Below are 17160 nucleotides of genomic sequence, written 5' to 3' on the forward strand. Positions count from 1 at the left end.
GGGATGCTGAAGCGGCTCGGCGCTATCCTCGCGACATCGGCACTGGCGGTTCCGTTGGCGGTCGGTCTCGCCCGCGCGAACGGGTCGGAAGAGCTCGCGCCTTTCAAAATGATAAGGTCCCTGCAATATGTGCAGGATTCGGTGGTCCTCGGAGACCACTCGGCGATCGAGATGCAGCGCTTCATGCTGGGCGCGATCGACGAGCGTCTGCGCGCCGCCGATCCATCGGCCTTTCGTGATCCGCGCAACGTCGATGCGGCCCTCGTCTATGTCATGAGCGGCGGCAATCCCGCGACGCTCGATTTTCTTGCCGACCGCGATGTCGAGGGCAATTTCGATTCCCGCGTGACCGACGCGCTCAGGCAGTACCTCAACGGCAAGGGCCCGCTGATCGTCGAAAATCTGTCCAAGGCCGCCCCGGAATACAAGAACGCCCGCATCGGCCCCTACCTCTTCCTGATCCTCGGCAATGCCACGTCGCAGCAGGATCCCGTCGCCGCGATGAAATATTATGACTGGGCACGCCTGACGGCGCCGGGCACCATTATCGAGGAGGCAGCACTTCGTCGTTCCGCATCGCTTGCGGCGCAGGCCAACGATCCGGAAAAAGGCTTTCGCTACGCGCTGAACTATGCGCGCCGTTATCTGACCTCTCCCTATGCTAGCCAGTTTGCAGACGTCTTCGTCGAACTCGCGGTCACGCATTTCGACGAGAAGGCCGAGCAGAGGGTATCGGAAATCCTCGCCTTCATGGACGATGCGCACCAGCGTGAGGTCTATCTGCGCGTTGCGCGGCGCGCCGCCATTGCCGGAAAGCAGGCGCTCGCGCGTCTTGCGTCGAAGCGCGCCGAAGACCTGGCAGAGGAGAGCGGCTCGCAATCGCAGGTGCTCGCGAGCTTCTATGAGGGACTCGTTGCGGTGCCCTCGGATGATGTCCTCGCCGCGACGCAAACCCTGAGCGCGATCCCCGACGAAAAGCTTTCGCCGCGCGATCGCGCCTTGCGCAAGGCGGCGAAGGCGATCGCCGATGCGGTCGTGCGGCCGCCGATCGATGAAAGCTCCGCGCAAGCGTCCGCGTCTAAAGACGATAGACCCGCCGGGGAGGAAAGCCAGGCGGCCGCCGAGGAAACCGGAAGCGGCATCAGTCCCTTCGGACAGACTGCCGATGCGCAATCGCCCGGAGCGGGTGATGGCGACGCAATCGCCGCCGATGCCGCTCAATCCGGCGACCCGGTTCTCGACGGCTTTCTTGCGAGCGGGCGTTCGAAGATCGAGCAGATCGACGCGCTCCTGAAGGAGGAGAGACAATGAGGCCACTTGACCAGAGTTTGGGTGCGGCGGCCGCGGCCTCGACCGGCAGGCCGGGTTCGCGGCATGGCCGTGGACAGGCCGAGGCTCCACCCGGCGCCTTCGGGGAGGCGGTTGCCGACGCCGGTCGCCAGAAGGCGCAGGGCCAGGCCGCAGCCCAAGCGGCAAATGGTTCAGATGTTCCTGCGGATGACGTCGCCGGCGCCGGTCGCGGCGCGAACCTCTCGATCGCGAGGAATGGCCGCGAGGAAAGCCTACCGGGATCGGTAGCGGTCGATGCGCCTCCTGAGGGCGAAGCCTTGCCGTCGGCGGCTTCCAACGCGGGCCGCGACGCTGCGGCGAAACCGGTTCGCCGAAACTCGGCGATGGTCTTGGCGCAGGCGTCGCCCAAGGGCGAACGGAGCGTCGGCGTAGAGGAAAAGGCGGCGCCGACCGAGGAGGGTTCCTCGCGTCGAAACGTGCGGACGGTGAGCGATGTCGCGGAGGAGCCGGTCGGCGCCGATACGCCGGACGGCAGTGGGGGTACCGCTGAAACGGGGGCGGCAAGCGGTACCGTCAGCGATCTGCTGACGATGCTCGGCGGTGCCACGCCGGTATCGGTTGGCGTTCCTCCGGGGAACGGGGCAGAGCTTAGCTCGAAGAGTCACGCCGCTGCCGGCGTGTCAGAGAGAACGGCAGACGGCATCCTGGCGGGTGCAGCGGATGGGGGGCAGTCGCAGGCTGGAGAGCCCACGCTGGACGGCGGATTGGATCAGCTCTTCCGCTTCGCCCGCGCCGACGGCAGGGGACAGGCCGTCTCCATGAGCATCTCGCAGGACGGCGAGAGGGTCGCCGTCGAGAACAGCAGGTCGTCGGCCGGCGCCAAGGGCGAAACCGTCACCGTTCTGGAGGCGCGCCGCTATCTCGGTCTGGCGATGAACACCAACGCAACATCCGTAACCAATGCGATCGCCGGCGATGGCGGGTGGGCCGAGACGCTGCAATCCAGCGCGACCGCGGCGCAACCTGAAGCCTGGAGCCAGGCAGGCAAGACGCTGAACACGCTGAAGATCCAGATGCATCCGATCGAGCTCGGTGTCGTGACCGCCACGCTGAGGCTCAAGGACGACGAACTCCAGGTCGACTTGAAGGTGGAAACGGGTGAGGCCTTCCGCCAATTGCAGGACGACCAGGGCGAGATGGTGAAGGCGCTGCGTGCGCAAGGATTTGCGGTCGACCAGGTGAACGTCGTCTTCAATGCCGGTGGCGATGCATCGAGCGGCAACGGCTCGCAACCGCAGGCGCAGACCCAGTTCGGGGGACAGGGCCGCGAGCGGGCAGGGGACGATGGCGGCGAGCGGCGTCAACGGCAGGATGGCGGGCAGGCGGCGATGGAAAGGTGGACCGGCAATGATGCAATGGATGACGCGCCGATTGGTGCTGAGCGCCCTCGCACTGGCCACGTCTACATGTAGCGCTTTTGCGAGCGCCGGCGTATGCGAGCGTGAAATCCTTTCCGCCGCCTCGAAATACGGCATTCCCGCAGGCATTCTCTATTCCGTCGGCTTGACGGAGACCGGCCGCAAGGGATCGCTTCAGCCCTATGCGATGAACATTGAGGGCAAGGCCTATTTCGGGACCGACATAGAGGATGTTCTGGCGCGCTTCGGTGCGGCGCGCGCTGAGGGCGCGAAGCTCATCGATCTCGGCTGCATGCAGATCAACTACCACTTCCACGGCGAGCACTTCAGCTCTCCGCAAGAGATGCTTGATCCCCGCAGGAATGTCGAATATGCCGCGCGCTTTCTCTCCAACCTGCGCGCCAAGCACGAGAGCTGGACCATGGCCGTCGCTCGCTACCACGCCGGTCCCAACAACGATCCGGCGCAGAAGAAATATGTCTGCCGGGTGATCGCGAATCTCGTCGCGACCGGCTACGGCAAGTGGACGCCGAACGCGCTGCGGTTTTGTCAATAATCAACCTTTGATTGCCTTTTGGGCGGCAGTCCCGCATTGTGGCGACAATGCGGAGAGATTGTGATCGCAAGCAATTTCGTCACCGCGCATTAACTTTTCCACACGATTTTAGTGGCATGATTAACAGCTACCTACTAGATATAGATCAAATCGGCACGCAATCCTTAATCAACTATTAAAATCTCCCATTAACTTCCTCTAGTTGTTCGTGAATCCTTGGATTCGTACCTCTTTCTCAACGAGGCACCCATATTGATTCGGAGGCGGACGAATGATCGTGGTGGTTGATGAGAGAGAGCTCGTAAAGGACGGCTACGCGTCCCTGTTCGGGCGCGAGGGCATTCCCTCGACGGGGTTTGATCCAAGGGAGTTCGGCGAGTGGGTGAGCACCGCCGCCGATTCCGATATCGACGCAGTCGAGGCGTTCCTGATCGGGCAGGGCGAGAGCGCGTTCAGCCTGCCGCGCGCGATCCGCGACCGCTCCCAGGCGCCGGTCATCGCGATGAGCGACACCCCGTCGCTCGAAAACACGCTGGCGCTCTTCGACTGCGGCGTCGACGATGTTGTGCGTAAACCGGTGCACCCGAGGGAGATCCTCGCGCGCGTCGCAGCGATCCGCCGGCGTTTGAAGGCGATCGCCAATTACACCGACATTGGCGCGATTCGTGTTTTCGCCGATGGCCGCGATCCGGAGATCAATGGCGAGGTCTTCGCGCTGCCGCGCCGCGAGCGGCGCATCCTCGAATATCTCGTCGCCAATCGCGGCCGCCGGGTGTCCAAGGCGCAGATCTTCAACGCGATCTACGGCATCTTCGATGAGGACGTCGAAGAGAACGTCGTCGAAAGCCACATCAGCAAGCTGCGCAAGAAACTCCGCAAGAAACTCGGCGTCGATCCGATCGATTCCAAGCGCTTCCTTGGCTACTGCATCGACTGGAATTGAGTGTGGGCCGGGCGGGCGGGGCCAGCCTAAGACAGGTTCACGCAAGGCCCGGCTCCTAGTGTCGCCGCAACGAGGAAACGAGGATCCCACATGAGTCTCTACGGTACCATGAGAACGGGCGTGTCCGGCATGAACGCCCAGTCGAACCGGCTCAGCACGGTCGCCGAGAACATCGCGAATGCCAACACGACCGGCTACAAGCGCGCTTCGACGGAATTCTCATCGATGATCCTGCCGTCGAGCAACGGCGCCTACAATTCCGGCGGCGTGCAGACGCAGGTCCGCTACAGCATCTCCGAACAGGGCGCGACGACCTTCACGACATCCGCCAGCGATCTGGCGATCGACGGCGGCGGCTTCTTCATCGTTGAGGCCGCCAACGGCCAGGAGTATCTGACGCGCGCCGGCGCTTTCGTCCCGGACAGCGAAGGCAACCTGGTCAACGCCGCCGGCTTCACGCTGATGGGCTACGAATACGAGGCCGGCGTCGATCCGACGGTCGTCGTCAACGGCTTCGACGGTCTGACGAAGGTGAACCTCGCTTCCGAGGGCCTCATCGCCGCGGGGTCGACCACCGGTTCCATGGGCGCAAACCTGCCGTCGGGCGCGGCAATAGGCGATATCTCCACGACCTCGCTCGTCGTCTATGACAGCCAGGGTAACACCCGCATTCTCGACTTCAATTATGAGAAGACGGCCGCCAATACCTGGAGCGTGGAGGTTGTCGATCGGACCTCGGCAACGGTGCTGGGCACCCAGACGCTGAACTTCACCGCGGCCGGCGAATTGACAGCAACCCCAGTCACCCTGACCACCGCGGCAATGACGGGTTTGCCGGTCACGGGCGCCAATCTCGGGGTATTAACCATCGATCTCTCCAAGACCACTCAGCTAGGCTACGCCTTCAGTGCTGACGGCGGCACCATCGACGGCAATGCGCCGAGCAAGGTGGCCGGTTATCAGATCGATTCCGACGGCATCGTCTACGTGAAATACGAGAACGGCAAGCTCGATCCGCGCTATCGCATCGCGCTCGCCAATGTGCAGAGCCCGGACAAGCTGCGGCCGGAATCGGGCAACGTCTATTCGCAGGGCGTCGACTCCGGCGTCATCATCACCGGCTTCGCCGGCTCGGGTGATTTCGGCGAAATCCTCTCCGGCGCGCTCGAAAGCTCGAACGTCGATATCGCCGAGGAACTGACGGCGATGATCGAGTCGCAGCGCAATTACACGGCCAACTCCAAGGTCTTTCAGACCGGTTCGGAGTTGCTTGAAGTTCTTGTGAACCTGAAGCGCTAATCCCTGAAGAAACGGTCCCGGCATGTCGCTGTCTTCTGCAATCGCAATTGCGCAATCCGCATTCAGCACCACGGCGCTACAAACCGCCACCGTGTCGAAGAACGTTGCGAATGCCGGCAATGCCGACTACTCCCGCCGCATGGCCATGCTCGGGACCACGTCGGGGGGCGCCCAGATCGTTTCGATCTACCGGGCACAGAACGAGGCGTTGCTCAAGCAGAATCTGGTGAGCATCTCGCAATCCTCCGCGCAGAGCAGCCTGCTTTCCGGCTTGGAGATCCTGAAATCCGCGCTCGGCGGCAACGATTACGAATCGTCGCCGTCAACCTACCTCTCAGCGTTCCACGACAGTCTGCAGACCTTCGCCTCGACGCCCGGCAATTCGACGATCGCCGCGACGGTAGTGTCGGACGCTTGGGATCTTGCGAACTCGATCAACAAGACCGCGGCCGCCATTCAGGACCTGCGCCTCGATACCGACAAGCAGATTGCCGAGGAGGTCGCCAACCTGAACGCGTTGCTCGCGCAGTTCGAGACGACGAACAATGCGGTGAAAACGGCGACTGCCGCAGGCACGGACGCGACCGCGGCACTCGACGACCGCGACAAGATTCTGAAGCAGATATCGGAGCTGGTCGGCATCTCGACCGTGACGCGAGCGAACAACGACACGGTGATCTATACGTCCGACGGCACGGTCCTGTTCGAGACCATGCCGAGGCAGGTCACCTTCACGCCCACGGCGGCCTATGACGCCACCATCACCGGCAATGCCATTCTGGTCGACGGCGTACCGATCGCGGCGGGGACCGGCGCCGATACGACGGCACAGGGCAAGCTCGCGAGCCTCCTGCAGCTTCGCGACGACATCGCTCCGACGTTTCAGTCGCAACTCGACGAAATGGCACGCGGGCTGGTCACGTTGTTCGAGGAGGGCGGTCTGCCCGGTCTCTTCACCTGGTCGGGCGGTACCGTTCCCGCCGCCGGCACGGTCGTGCCCGGAATCGCCTCTACGCTTTCAGTCAATCCTGCGGCAAAGGCCAATCCGTTCCTGCTTCGCGACGGCGGGTTCAACGGCGTCGTTTCGAATCCGGGCGGCGCAGCAACTCCGGACGCCGGCTTCACCGATTTGCTCGACGGCTTCATCACGGCGATGGACGCCGACATGGCGTTCGACGCCACGACCGGGCTGGACGGCACGAGCTCGATCATGGAATTCGGCGCCTCCTCGATCGGCTGGTTCGAGCAGATCCGCAGCGGCGCTTCGACCGCCGACGACAACAAGACGGCGCTCCTCGCCCGGACGCAAGAGGCGCTCGGCAATGTGACAGGGGTGAGCATCGACGAGGAGCTGTCGCTGCTCCTCGATCTGGAGCAATCCTACAAGGCTTCGGCCAAATTGATCAGCACCGTCGACGCCATGATGGCGTCGCTTCTGGAAGCCGTGAGGTAATCATGAAGACATCCTTCGTTTCTAACCTGGCCGTGCAGAATGCGATGCGCCTGACCATTCAGCAGGGTCAGGCTGAGCTGCTCAAGCTCCAGACGGAGGTCACGACCGGCCGGCTGGCGGATGTCGGTGTGGAGCTCGGTTCCTCGACCTCCCGCTCGGTCAGCCTGCGGCGGGAGCTCGCTCGGCTGGAGACGCTGGTCGACACGAACTCGGTCGTCACCCAGAGGCTCTCGGCCTCGCAACAGGCCCTTTCAATGATGGCCGACGCGGCCCAGGAGGTGCGCAACGCGCTCGTCACTTTCAAGGGTAACGATGCCGCGGATCAGCTCGCCACCCAGAAGACGCAAATAGAAAGTGCCATGTCGGCCTTCTCTTCGGCGGCGAACCTGTCCTTCAACGGAGAGTTCCTCTTCGCCGGCATCAATACCGACGTAAGGCCTTTCGAGGACTATGCTGCCGGTTCTGCGGCGAAAACGACCTTCGACAATGAGCTGGCCACCTTCATGACGGCAAACGGCATCGCTTCCATGAGCGACTTCACCGTGACGCAGATGGAGGATTTCATCACCAACACGCTCGAGCCGCTCTATGCCAGCGACGCGCAATGGGCGGCGGATTGGTCTAAGGCTTCGAGCCAGAACATGACCAGCCGCATCAGCACGACCGAGGTCGTGCAAAGCTCGACGAATGCGACGACCGACGGCTTTCGGAAGTTTGCCCTTGCCAGCGTGATCGCGTCCGAACTGATGGATGAGAACGTGAGCTCCCAAGTCCGCGCCTATATCGGCGAGGCGGCGCTTGGCTATATCGAGCAGGCCAATACCGAGCTCACCGCAGAGCGCAGCACCCTCGGCATTTCCGAGGCGCGGGTGAAAAAGGCGAACACCTCGCTCCAGGCCCAGATCAAGCTGATCAACACGCATATCACGGATCTCGAAGGCGTCGACACCTATGCGGCTTCGACCCGGATGAACACGCTGCTTACGCAGGTGGAGACGTCCTACACGCTGACGGCGCGTATCCAGCAGTTGAGTTTGATAGACTTCCTCTAATGACTAGAGGATGAGGACAAGCATGAGGGATGTCTGAATGTATCAGTTTGCTTACGCCGAGATCATGGAGGAAGGCGTAGTCGTTTCCAAAGATCGAGAGCGGCAGGTCCTCGATCGTTCCATCGCGCTTCTGCAGGCGGCGAAGGAAAAGAACGGCTATTCGCGCGAGGCGATCGAGGCGGTCTATTTCACCCGACGTCTCTGGATTCGGTTCATCGAAGATCTGCGCGCGCCGGACAACCAGCTCAACGACGAACTGCGCGCCAATCTCATCTCGATCGGGATCTGGATCCTGAACGAGACGGAGAAGATTCGCAAACGCGAGTCTTCCAACTTCCACGGCATCATAGACATTACCACCATCATCAGGGATGGACTGAAATGAAGAGCACTTTGCGTATCTCGCTGAAATCGGGCGAAAGAATCTTTGTAAACGGCGCGGTGCTTCGCGTTGACCGTAAGGTTGCGATCGAATTCCTGAACGATGTCACCTTCCTTTTGGAAAACCACGTCCTCCAGCCCGAAGATGCGACGACGCCGCTGAGACAACTCTATTTCATCGCCCAGATGATCCTCATCAATCCGGAAGGCGCGGAGCAATCGACCGCGATGTTCCGCAAGTCGATCGTCATGCTGCTCGCTTGCTTCAAGAACGAAGAGGTGCTGGCGGAATTGAAGCGCATCGACGGCCTCGTCACACAAGGGCGCGCCTTCGAGGCGCTGAAGGCGATCCGCGCGCTCTACCCGATCGAGGATCGCATCCTCAACGCGCAGGAATTGGCACCGTCTACGGTGGAACAGATTCGCAAGGAGATCGCACCATGGCGGTAAGCGGCGTCAGCACGACTTCGACCAGCTACACACCGACCGTTTCCGCCACGGAATCGACGAGCGATGCGAGCGCGGCGACGCTCAACTACGAGAATTTCCTGAAGCTGCTCGTGGCGCAGATGAAGAATCAGGATCCGACCGAGCCGATGGACGCGTCAGAGCAGATCGCGCAGCTTGCGACCTTCTCGCAAGTGGAGCAGACGATCAAGACAAACAAGAACCTCGAAAGCCTGCTGCAGCGCACCTCTCTCAGCGAAGCGGACGCGGTGATCGGCAAAACCGTCACCAGCGCCGACGGCAAGACGACTGGTGTCGTCAAGGAGGTGAAACTATACTCCGATGGAATCATCGCCGTGCTGGATACGGGCAAGGAGCTCGTCATCGGTCCGGGTGTCAAAGTGAAGTGAGCTCCCATGAATGAGGCAGATGCCCTCGACATCGTACAGGCCGCGATCTGGACCGTGATCGTGGCCTCGGGGCCTGCCGTTCTGGCCGCAATGGTGGTCGGCGTCGTCATCGCCTTCATTCAGGCCCTGACGCAGGTTCAGGAAATGACGCTGACCTTCGTCCCGAAGATTCTCGCCGTGATGATCACGGCAGCCATTTCGGCGCCCTTCGTCGGCGCGCAGATATCAATCTTCACCGACATCGTCTTCTCCCGGATCCAATCCGGGTTCTGATTCTCTCGCTTCCATGAGTTAGCCGGTGCGGGCGGCACTATTCCTCATCTCCGCTTTGATGCCACCTTCGCGCAAGCTTGGACCTTTAGGTCTTCCGTCATACGTTGGGCAGCTTCGCGATCGCTGCCCGCCTCTCATGAAGAGACGGAAGAGACATGGCACAACAGGCGACGCTGACCATCCCGAAACTCGCACCCAAGAGCCGGGACATCGGCTTTGCGCTCGGGATCGTAATGATCCTGTCGATCCTGTTCCTACCCATTCCTCCTTTCCTGATCGACCTCGGACTTGCGTTCTCGATCTCCTTTTCGGTCCTGATCCTCATGGTCGCGCTCTGGATCCAGCGGCCGCTCGAATTCTCGTCGTTTCCGACGATCCTCCTGATCTCGACCATGACCCGCCTGGCGCTGAACATCGCCACGACGCGCGTCATCCTCTCCCACGGGCATGAGGGTCATGGTGCTGCCGGCGGCGTCATCTCCGGTTTCGCAAGCCTCGTCATGTCTGGCGACTTCGTCATCGGTCTCATCGTCTTCCTGATCCTGATCACGGTGAATTTCATCGTCATCACCAAGGGCGCCACCCGTATCGCCGAAGTCGGCGCCCGCTTCACCCTCGATGCAATCCCCGGCAAGCAGATGTCGATCGACGCCGATCTTTCGGCCGGGCTGATTGATGAGAAGGAGGCCCAGCGCCGTCGCCGCGAGCTTGAGGAGGAAAGCTCCTTCTACGGCGCGATGGACGGCGCGTCGAAATTCGTCCGCGGCGATGCGATCGCCGGCCTGATCATCACGGCCATCAATATCTTCGGCGGCATCATCATCGGCTATCTGCGGCACGACATGCCGATCGGCGAGGCGGCCGACGTCTTCGTCAAGCTTTCCGTGGGCGACGGCCTGGTCTCCCAGATTCCGGCGCTCATCGTCTCGCTTGCCGCGGGCCTCCTGGTCTCGCGCGGCGGCACCGCCGGCTCCACCGATCAGGCGGTTGTCGGTCAGCTCAGCGGCTACCCGCGGGCGCTGATGGTGGCCGCCGGCCTTGTCATCCTGCTCTCCGTCATGCCGGGGCTGCCCTTCCTCCCCTTCGCCGCGCTTGGCGGCGGCATGGCCTTCCTCGGCTGGGTTATTCCGAGGCAGATCGAGGCCGCGAATGCCGAGAAGCGGGACGAGGAGGCGGCGCAGGCGCAGCAGATCAAGGAGAGCGACAAGGACTCCGTCAAGTCGGTCTTGAAGACGGCGGAGATCGAACTGCTACTCGGCAAGCAGGTCTCGACGCGGCTTCTCGGCGCACACCAGGAACTCGCCTTCCGGGTCGGCAAGATGCGCCGGAAGTTCGCCCTGCAATACGGCCTCGTGGTACCGGAAATCAAGGTTTCCGACGACATCACCATTCCCGACAAGGCCTACCATGTGCGCATCCACGGAACGACGATCGCGTCCAATACGGTTCGCGTCGGCGAGGTGCTGGTGGTGACCGGCGGCGGCCGCCGGCCGAGCGTACCGGGCGACGACATCCGCGAGCCGGCTTTCGGCATGCCGGCGGTGTCGATCCTCGAGACCTTCACCGAAGACCTGAAGCGCGAGGGTTTCCACCCGATCGACAACGTCTCGGTGGTTCTGACGCATCTGAGCGAGGTGATCCGCAACAACCTGCCGCAGCTTCTCTCCTACAAGGACGTGAAGGTGCTGATCGAGCGGCTCGACCCGGAATACCGCAAGCTCGCGGACGAGATCTGTACCTCGCACATGTCCTATTCCGGCCTGCAGGCGGTGCTGAAGCTGTTGCTTGCCGAACGCGTGTCGATCCGCAACCTGCACCTGATCCTTGAAGCGGTAGCCGAACTGGCGCCGCATGTGCGCAAGACCGAGCAGATCGTCGAGCATGTGCGCGTGCGCATGTCGCAACAGCTTTGCGGCGATCTCGCCGACAACGGCGTCCTGCGCGTGCTTCGGCTCGGCAACAAGTGGGACATGGTCTTCCATCAGGCGCTGAAGCGCGACGCCAAGGGCGAGATCGTCGAGTTCGATATCGATCCGCGTCATCTCGAAGAATTCAGCGAACAGGCGACGAAGGTTATCCGTGAACATCTCGATCGCGGCATGCCCTTCGTGCTGGTAAGTTCGCCCGAATCCCGCTCATATGTGCGCATGATCATCGAACGCCTCTTCGCCACATTGCCGGTGCTCTCCCATGTCGAGCTTGCCAAGGGGCTTGAGATCAAGATCATCGGCTCGATTTCATGATCAACGACCCCGAGGGCACGGTGCTGGCGCTGTTCGCAGCCTTCTGCCGGATAGGCGGCTGTGTCATGATCATGCCGGGCTTTTCGGCGGCGCGCGTTCCGATGCAGGTGAGGCTCTTCATCGCCGTGGCCCTCTCGATGGCTATCCTGCCCATCATGTGGACGGATATCTATCCGCAGGTGACGGGGAAGGACCACACCTACATTTACCTCATCGCCACCGAGACCGTCGTTGGCGCGGTCATCGGGCTCGTCGCGCGCTATTACGTGCTCGGGCTGCAGTTCGCCGGCACGGCGATGACCATGCTGATCGGCTTCAGCCCACCGCCGACCGCGGACGTGCTTGAAGATACGGCGGAAAACCAGCTCACCAGCATGATCAGCTTTACCGGCCTGCTCATTCTCTTCATGCTGGATTTCCACCACGTCATCTTTGAAGCGATCGCCCAATCCTACCGCGTCATGCCGATCGGCGTCGGCTTCGATGCGCACGGCATGCTGATCACGCTCACCGATTCGCTCGAGCAGACCTTCATGATCATGCTGAGGCTCGCGAGCCCCTTCCTGATCTACGGCCTCCTGTTCAACGTCGCGATCGGCATGGTCAACAAGCTGGCGCCGCAGATCCCGATCTACTTCATCTCCCAACCCTACCTCATCATGGGCGGTATGTTTCTCCTCTATCTCGGCATCGCGGCGATGCTGCGCCTCTTCGCCGATGGCTTCGCGCCGGTCATGCAGGGCGGCTAGAGATAATGAAGGCGCGCTCGGAGAAGCTGAAACGCCTGGTCGCCGTTCAACGGCACCTGGAGCGAATGGCCGAAAGCGAACTCGTCGAGACCACCCGCCAACGCGCCGCGCTTGCCGAGACGATCGAGGTCGTCGTCGACGCGATGGGATCGGCCCATCCGATGCATCGCATGTTTTCGGGCCACTACGCCTCCCAGCTCGGCCGCCTCGTGCAGAAGGATCAGATGTTGCTCGGCATCCAGCAGGTGCACGAATCCCGCATGCTGAAGGAACGCGCCAAGGGCGACCGGCTCGAGGAGAGCATGAAGGATGCACGCCTGTCGGAGGAGCGAGAGGCGATCGACAATTCGATCCTCGACCTCATCGACCAGCACGTCTCGGTCGATGCGCCAGCTTCCCGTAAGGTTGACGGGCGATAGTGCGTCATCCGGATGGCGCACCTGGCCTTCCGGTTCGGGACATGGATGGCGTCGCGAAGACGCCGGCTTCCGGTTTTGAGAGGATTTGACATGGCTATTTCCCCGCCCAGCGATCTCGTGATGGATGTCGTCCGCGCAGCGGATCCGGCGGAAGTGCAGGAGGCCCAGGCGCGGCTCAAGGCCAATCGCGCGGCCTTCCAGGCGACAAGCCTTGCAGAGAACGGCAATGGCTTTGCTGCTGCCGTTTCGGTGCTTAATCCCTCCGACGGATCGAGCGGGCTCGGCGACATCAACAACCACGTCGAGCAGAAGAAGATTCCGGAGACTTACCGCAAGTTCGAGGCGATGGTCTTGCAGAACTTCGTCAAATCCATGCTGCCGAGCGAAAGCGAGAACGTCTTCGGCAAAGGCACTTCCGGCGACATCTGGAAGAGCATGATGGCCGAGCAGATCGGCGACGTTCTCGCTAAAGGCGGCGGCATCGGCATTGCCGAGCAGATGGTCGGCGACGATGCCAGCGACCGCGTCAACGCCTCGGTCGACGGCAACAGCCTGAACCTCGCCGCGAGCATGGTTCAGGAATACGAGCGCAAGGCGTTCTCGACCTTTTTGAGCAGTGACGAAAAGAAGAAGCAGGCCTAAGCGCATCCCGCTCTAGAGCGGGCAAGCGTACGCGGTTTTCCATCCCGCGTCTGAACGACTTAAATCGCGCGGGACAAGAGAGTGCGCGGGCATCGTCCCGCCGGCGTCCTGCGACAATGCATATGGGGAGTTGATTTATGGAAGCTGTGGCATCCAATGACCTGCGGATACAGAATGTTCTCGGCCGGTTGGAGATGATCATCGACAACGAGAACAGCCGCATCGGCGTGGACCCCGATTTCGACATCAAGACGTCGAACGCTCACAAGAGCCGTTGCCTTTACGAGTTGACGATGCTCCATCGCGATGCCGCGCCCGGCGAAATCTCGCCCGCCTTCGTCTCGCAGACGCGTCATCTCCGCAACAAGCTGCAGATCAATGCCCAGAAGGTTGCCGCGCATCTGGAGGCCGTACGTTCCGTCGTCGATATCCTGAAGACGGCGGCCCAGGATGCGGATGCGGACGGCATCTATACCGAAGCGCAATTCCGCTATAGCGATTTCTGATGCTGAAGCTCGTTCTCACCGGTGTCTGGGTCTGCGCCGTCACGCTCGGATCCGTGTATTTTTCGATGCAGCACGCGTCGGCGCCTGCGATTTCCGACGCCGAGGCCGACCGTCGCGCATCGGAGGAATACGTGCCGGGGGAAATCATAACGGTTCCCGCCATCAAGGACGGGGCCGTGCAGGGTTATTTCCTTGCAAAGCTCTCCTTCTCGGCGACGAGAGAAGGCATTGCGAAGCTGCATGCGCCGCTTAGGCAGCTCGTCACCGACGAACTGTACGACATGCTTGTCGGCTCGCAGTACATCGATATCGCCGACTCCGAGACCTTCGACCTGCCGGGCTTCAAAGGTGCGGTCAAGGACGGTCTCAACAAGAAGCTCGGGAGCGAAGTCATCACCGAGGTCCTGGTCGAGCAGCTCGAATATCTGACCAAGGACGACGTCGAACGTGTGGCGAACAGCCAGAACAGGCCGTACCAGAAGCCGGTCCCGGTCGTCGACAAAAATGGAAAGGTTGCGGCCGACAAGATACCCGAAGGCGCCGTGTCGGCGACCGGCAGCGCGCATTAGAGCCCTTCAGGGTTAAATGGAAACAGTTCTGTTGGCTCAAACGGAGTCGGATGGTCGACCGGCCGGCGCGCGGCGTAGCCAAAGCATACGTCCAAGCCGGCCGGCCGATCGGGGCCCGTTTCAGCCAACCCGCAGGGCCGGGCATCTTTCCGCCAGGCTCAGAGGCGATCGTCTCGGCCGTACATCCGGGTACGCCCTTCGCCGATCGCCTCTGCCCTGACGAAAACCTGCTCCGGCAGAACTGCTTCCATTTAACCCTGAAGGGCTCTAATCCTGCGCGTGGTTTGAGCCGACCTTGGCCGTCAGGCGGCCGATCGCAACATACAGGGGATAGAGGCTCGCGGCGGCAAGACCGGTCTCCGCCCACAGTCTGAGGCCGACCGGCAGAGCCATGACGAGCAGACCGAGGGATTTACCGAGCGTCCGCAAACGACCGGCGAGCGTTGCATCGCGCTGATGCTCCAGAATTGTCGAGATCGCACCTTTTTCGAGGCAGCGGGCGCGGACCCACGACGTGGTCGTGTGATAGACCGGGACTGTTTCCGCCACCCAGGCCTCCGCCGCCCAGGCAAAGGAGAACCCTTTCGCCCTGCACCGATCGAAGAAGTCCGCGTCGCCGACACCGACGATGTTGAGCGTCGGATTGAGAAACGGCTGAGCCATCCCGTCGAGCACCCGTCGTGTGATCAGGACGTTGCCTGCGGAATAGAGAATGGGTACCGGCCCGGTCTCGTCATAAGGGGGCCTGAAAACGGGATGCCGCTTCCATTTCTGATCCCGCGGGTGCTGGAAGACGGGCAACTGCGGACCACCGACGATGTCCGCTCCATGGGCGTCCCGGACCGCGACAAGACAATCCAGCCATTCGGGAGCAGCGACCTCGTCATCATAGATGGCGGCGAGCACGGCGAGATTGGGATAGAGATTGAGGGCGGCCGCCCAACCGGCGTTGCATGCATGGGCGAGCCCGCGGCGGCGAACGACGATAATGGTGGAATCCAACGCGTGCCGGACGAGGAAATCCTTCGCCGCTCGCGCCCCTGCCAGACCGTCCGCGTCGTTTTCGACGACGATGGTCGCCAAAGGTATGTCGGGCCGCTGCGAGACGATGGTTTTCAGCGTCTTAAGGAGGTGGTCCGGTCGGCGGAACGTCGGCACGACGATGACGAGTTCGATATCCGCTGCGTCTTCCAGCCTGGTCTGGAAATGGATGGAAACATCCTCGCCGTTCGACTTCATCGTCAAAATCCGCGTACAGAGTTAGGCAATCACTGCAACAAAATCTTCCTGAAGAGATGAGCCGAAAACGGCTTTCAGATGAGAAGTTTACGCCGCGCGTCAGCACATTGCAAAAGCCGAATTGATGGCTCGGGGATACCACTCAACGCTGCTCGCGCCGGCGCAGCGGTGCCTCAGCGAATCTTGCGTGACGGGACGGGTCTTTCATCAATGCAAGGAAATGGGGTTGGCGGCCGGCCGGAAGCCGCGGCGACGTCTTTAGGCTCTTGCATTTATGCGTTTGGAACAGCATAGGGCGCATGCAGGCAATCGCTTGAGGCCGCGTAATTTAAAGTGTGCCGCATTCAGGACCAGCCGGGAGACATGCCGTGACGACTGTGATTGATGGCAAGAACGTTGCCGCTTCGGTCATCGAAATCGTGAAATCCGCCACCAGGGCGCTGGAAAGCGAAACGGGCGTGCGGGCGGGACTCGCGGTGGTCATCGTCGGCGACGATCCGGCAAGCCATGCCTATGTGTCGGCGAAGAGCAAGATGGCGAAGGATTGCGGCTTCCTGTCGGTCCAGCATACGCTGCCCGAAGAGACCTCGCAGGAGGAACTGGCCGCACTGGTCGCGGAGCTCAATGCCGACCCGTCCATCCACGGCATTCTCGTGCAACTGCCTCTGCCGAAACATCTCCGGTCCGAACCGATCATCCAGTCGATCCAGCCGGAGAAAGATGTCGACGGGCTGCACGTCGTCAATGCCGGCAAGGTCGCGACCGGCGATCTCGAAGGCGGCCTCGTCTCCTGCACGCCGGCGGGCGCCATGGTCTTCGTGCGCCGTAACTACGGAGAGGATCTTTCCGGCCTCAATGCCGTCGTCATTGGTCGCTCAAACCTCTTCGGCAAGCCGATGTCGGCGTTGCTTCTCGCGGCGAACGCGACGGTCACGACGGCGCATTCTCGCACCAAGGACCTTGCCGGCGTCTGCCGCAACGCCGACATCCTTGTCGCCGCGGTCGGCCGTCCGGAGATGGTCAAGGCCGATTGGGTCAAGCCCGGTGCCATGGTCATCGATGTCGGCATCAATCGCGTTCCGGCGCCGGAGCGCGGCGAAGGCAAGACGAAGCTCGTTGGCGACGTCGCTTTCGAGGAATGCGCCAAGGTCGCAAGCGTGATTACGCCTGTGCCGGGGGGCGTCGGACCGATGACGATCGCCATGCTGATGGCGAACACGATCATCGCCGCCTGCCGCAAGGCCGGCCGCAACCCGCCGAAGTTCTGAGAA

The 17160-nt window shown here is 61.9% G+C and carries 19 protein-coding genes; 18 read left to right on the forward strand and 1 reads right to left on the reverse strand.

Annotated elements, in window-relative coordinates; genetic code table 11:
* Positions 1-3: 3 nt before the first annotated feature.
* The 17 genes from motC (at position 4) to M728_RS01530 (ending at position 14650) form a co-directional block, all read left to right on the forward strand.
* Positions 4-1311 (forward strand): chemotaxis protein MotC, encoded by a 1308-nt coding sequence (motC, locus tag M728_RS01450; RefSeq protein WP_026618263.1) that lies wholly within the window; start codon positions 4-6, stop codon positions 1309-1311.
* Positions 1308-2762 carry a flagellar hook-length control protein FliK gene (locus M728_RS01455; protein ID WP_026618264.1) on the forward strand — a complete coding sequence of 485 codons (1455 nt, stop codon included), beginning with the start codon at positions 1308-1310 and terminating at the stop codon, positions 2760-2762. The genes motC and M728_RS01455 overlap by 4 nt, the downstream gene beginning before the upstream one ends.
* Positions 2710-3264 (forward strand): transglycosylase SLT domain-containing protein, encoded by a 555-nt coding sequence (locus tag M728_RS01460; RefSeq protein WP_026618265.1) that lies wholly within the window; start codon positions 2710-2712, stop codon positions 3262-3264. The genes M728_RS01455 and M728_RS01460 overlap by 53 nt, the downstream gene beginning before the upstream one ends.
* Before the next feature lie 271 nt (positions 3265-3535).
* Complete coding sequence (rem, locus tag M728_RS01465) at positions 3536-4207, forward strand: transcriptional activator Rem (protein WP_026618266.1); 672 nt, start codon at positions 3536-3538, stop codon at positions 4205-4207.
* Between the two features lie 90 nt (positions 4208-4297).
* Positions 4298-5506, forward strand: a complete 1209-nt coding sequence (locus M728_RS01470; protein WP_026618267.1) for a flagellar hook protein FlgE — start codon at positions 4298-4300, stop codon at positions 5504-5506.
* Positions 5507-5528: 22 nt separating this feature from the next.
* Positions 5529-6959, forward strand: a complete 1431-nt coding sequence (flgK, locus tag M728_RS01475; protein WP_026618268.1) for a flagellar hook-associated protein FlgK — start codon at positions 5529-5531, stop codon at positions 6957-6959.
* Positions 6960-6961: 2 nt separating this feature from the next.
* Positions 6962-8011: a flagellar hook-associated family protein gene (locus tag M728_RS01480; protein ID WP_026618269.1), complete on the forward strand. Its 1050-nt coding sequence runs from the start codon at positions 6962-6964 to the stop codon at positions 8009-8011.
* A 37-nt stretch (positions 8012-8048) separates the two neighbouring features.
* A complete protein-coding gene (flaF, locus tag M728_RS01485; protein WP_026618270.1) occupies positions 8049-8396 on the forward strand; it encodes a flagellar biosynthesis regulator FlaF in 348 nt (115 codons plus the stop codon).
* Positions 8393-8842 carry a flagellar biosynthesis repressor FlbT gene (gene flbT, locus M728_RS01490; RefSeq protein WP_026618271.1) on the forward strand — a complete coding sequence of 150 codons (450 nt, stop codon included), beginning with the start codon at positions 8393-8395 and terminating at the stop codon, positions 8840-8842. The genes flaF and flbT overlap by 4 nt, the downstream gene beginning before the upstream one ends.
* On the forward strand, positions 8833-9249 hold the full coding sequence (gene flgD / locus M728_RS01495) for a flagellar hook assembly protein FlgD (RefSeq protein WP_026618272.1): 417 nt from the start codon (positions 8833-8835) through the stop codon (positions 9247-9249). Before flbT ends, flgD begins: the two co-directional genes overlap by 10 nt.
* A gap of 6 nt (positions 9250-9255) precedes the next feature.
* Positions 9256-9522, forward strand: coding sequence for a flagellar biosynthesis protein FliQ (fliQ, locus tag M728_RS01500; protein WP_026613198.1), 267 nt, complete (start codon positions 9256-9258; stop codon positions 9520-9522).
* A gap of 155 nt (positions 9523-9677) precedes the next feature.
* On the forward strand, positions 9678-11765 hold the full coding sequence (gene flhA, locus M728_RS01505; RefSeq protein ID WP_026618273.1) for a flagellar biosynthesis protein FlhA: 2088 nt from the start codon (positions 9678-9680) through the stop codon (positions 11763-11765).
* On the forward strand, positions 11762-12514 hold the full coding sequence (gene fliR, locus M728_RS01510; protein ID WP_026618274.1) for a flagellar biosynthetic protein FliR: 753 nt from the start codon (positions 11762-11764) through the stop codon (positions 12512-12514). The genes flhA and fliR overlap by 4 nt, the downstream gene beginning before the upstream one ends.
* A 5-nt stretch (positions 12515-12519) precedes the next feature.
* Positions 12520-12933 (forward strand): hypothetical protein, encoded by a 414-nt coding sequence (locus tag M728_RS01515; RefSeq protein WP_026618275.1) that lies wholly within the window; start codon positions 12520-12522, stop codon positions 12931-12933.
* Positions 12934-13023: 90 nt separating this feature from the next.
* Complete coding sequence (locus M728_RS01520; protein ID WP_026618276.1) at positions 13024-13575, forward strand: rod-binding protein; 552 nt, start codon at positions 13024-13026, stop codon at positions 13573-13575.
* A gap of 137 nt (positions 13576-13712) precedes the next feature.
* Entirely contained in the window at positions 13713-14081 is a 369-nt protein-coding gene (locus tag M728_RS01525; protein WP_026613193.1) for a hypothetical protein, read from the forward strand.
* Positions 14081-14650 (forward strand): hypothetical protein, encoded by a 570-nt coding sequence (locus M728_RS01530; protein ID WP_026618277.1) that lies wholly within the window; start codon positions 14081-14083, stop codon positions 14648-14650. The genes M728_RS01525 and M728_RS01530 overlap by 1 nt, the downstream gene beginning before the upstream one ends.
* Before the next feature lie 267 nt (positions 14651-14917).
* On the opposite strand, the gene M728_RS01535 is transcribed toward M728_RS01530, so the two are convergent.
* Positions 14918-15889, reverse strand: coding sequence for a glycosyltransferase (locus tag M728_RS01535; RefSeq protein WP_026618278.1), 972 nt, complete (start codon positions 15887-15889; stop codon positions 14918-14920).
* Between the two features lie 368 nt (positions 15890-16257).
* On the opposite strand from M728_RS01535, the gene folD reads away from it, so the two are divergent.
* Entirely contained in the window at positions 16258-17157 is a 900-nt protein-coding gene (gene folD / locus M728_RS01540) for a bifunctional methylenetetrahydrofolate dehydrogenase/methenyltetrahydrofolate cyclohydrolase FolD (protein WP_026618279.1), read from the forward strand.
* Positions 17158-17160: the final 3 nt, after the last annotated feature.

Source organism: Ensifer sp. WSM1721 (assembly GCF_000513895.2).
Taxonomy (GTDB): Bacteria; Pseudomonadota; Alphaproteobacteria; order Rhizobiales; family Rhizobiaceae; genus Sinorhizobium.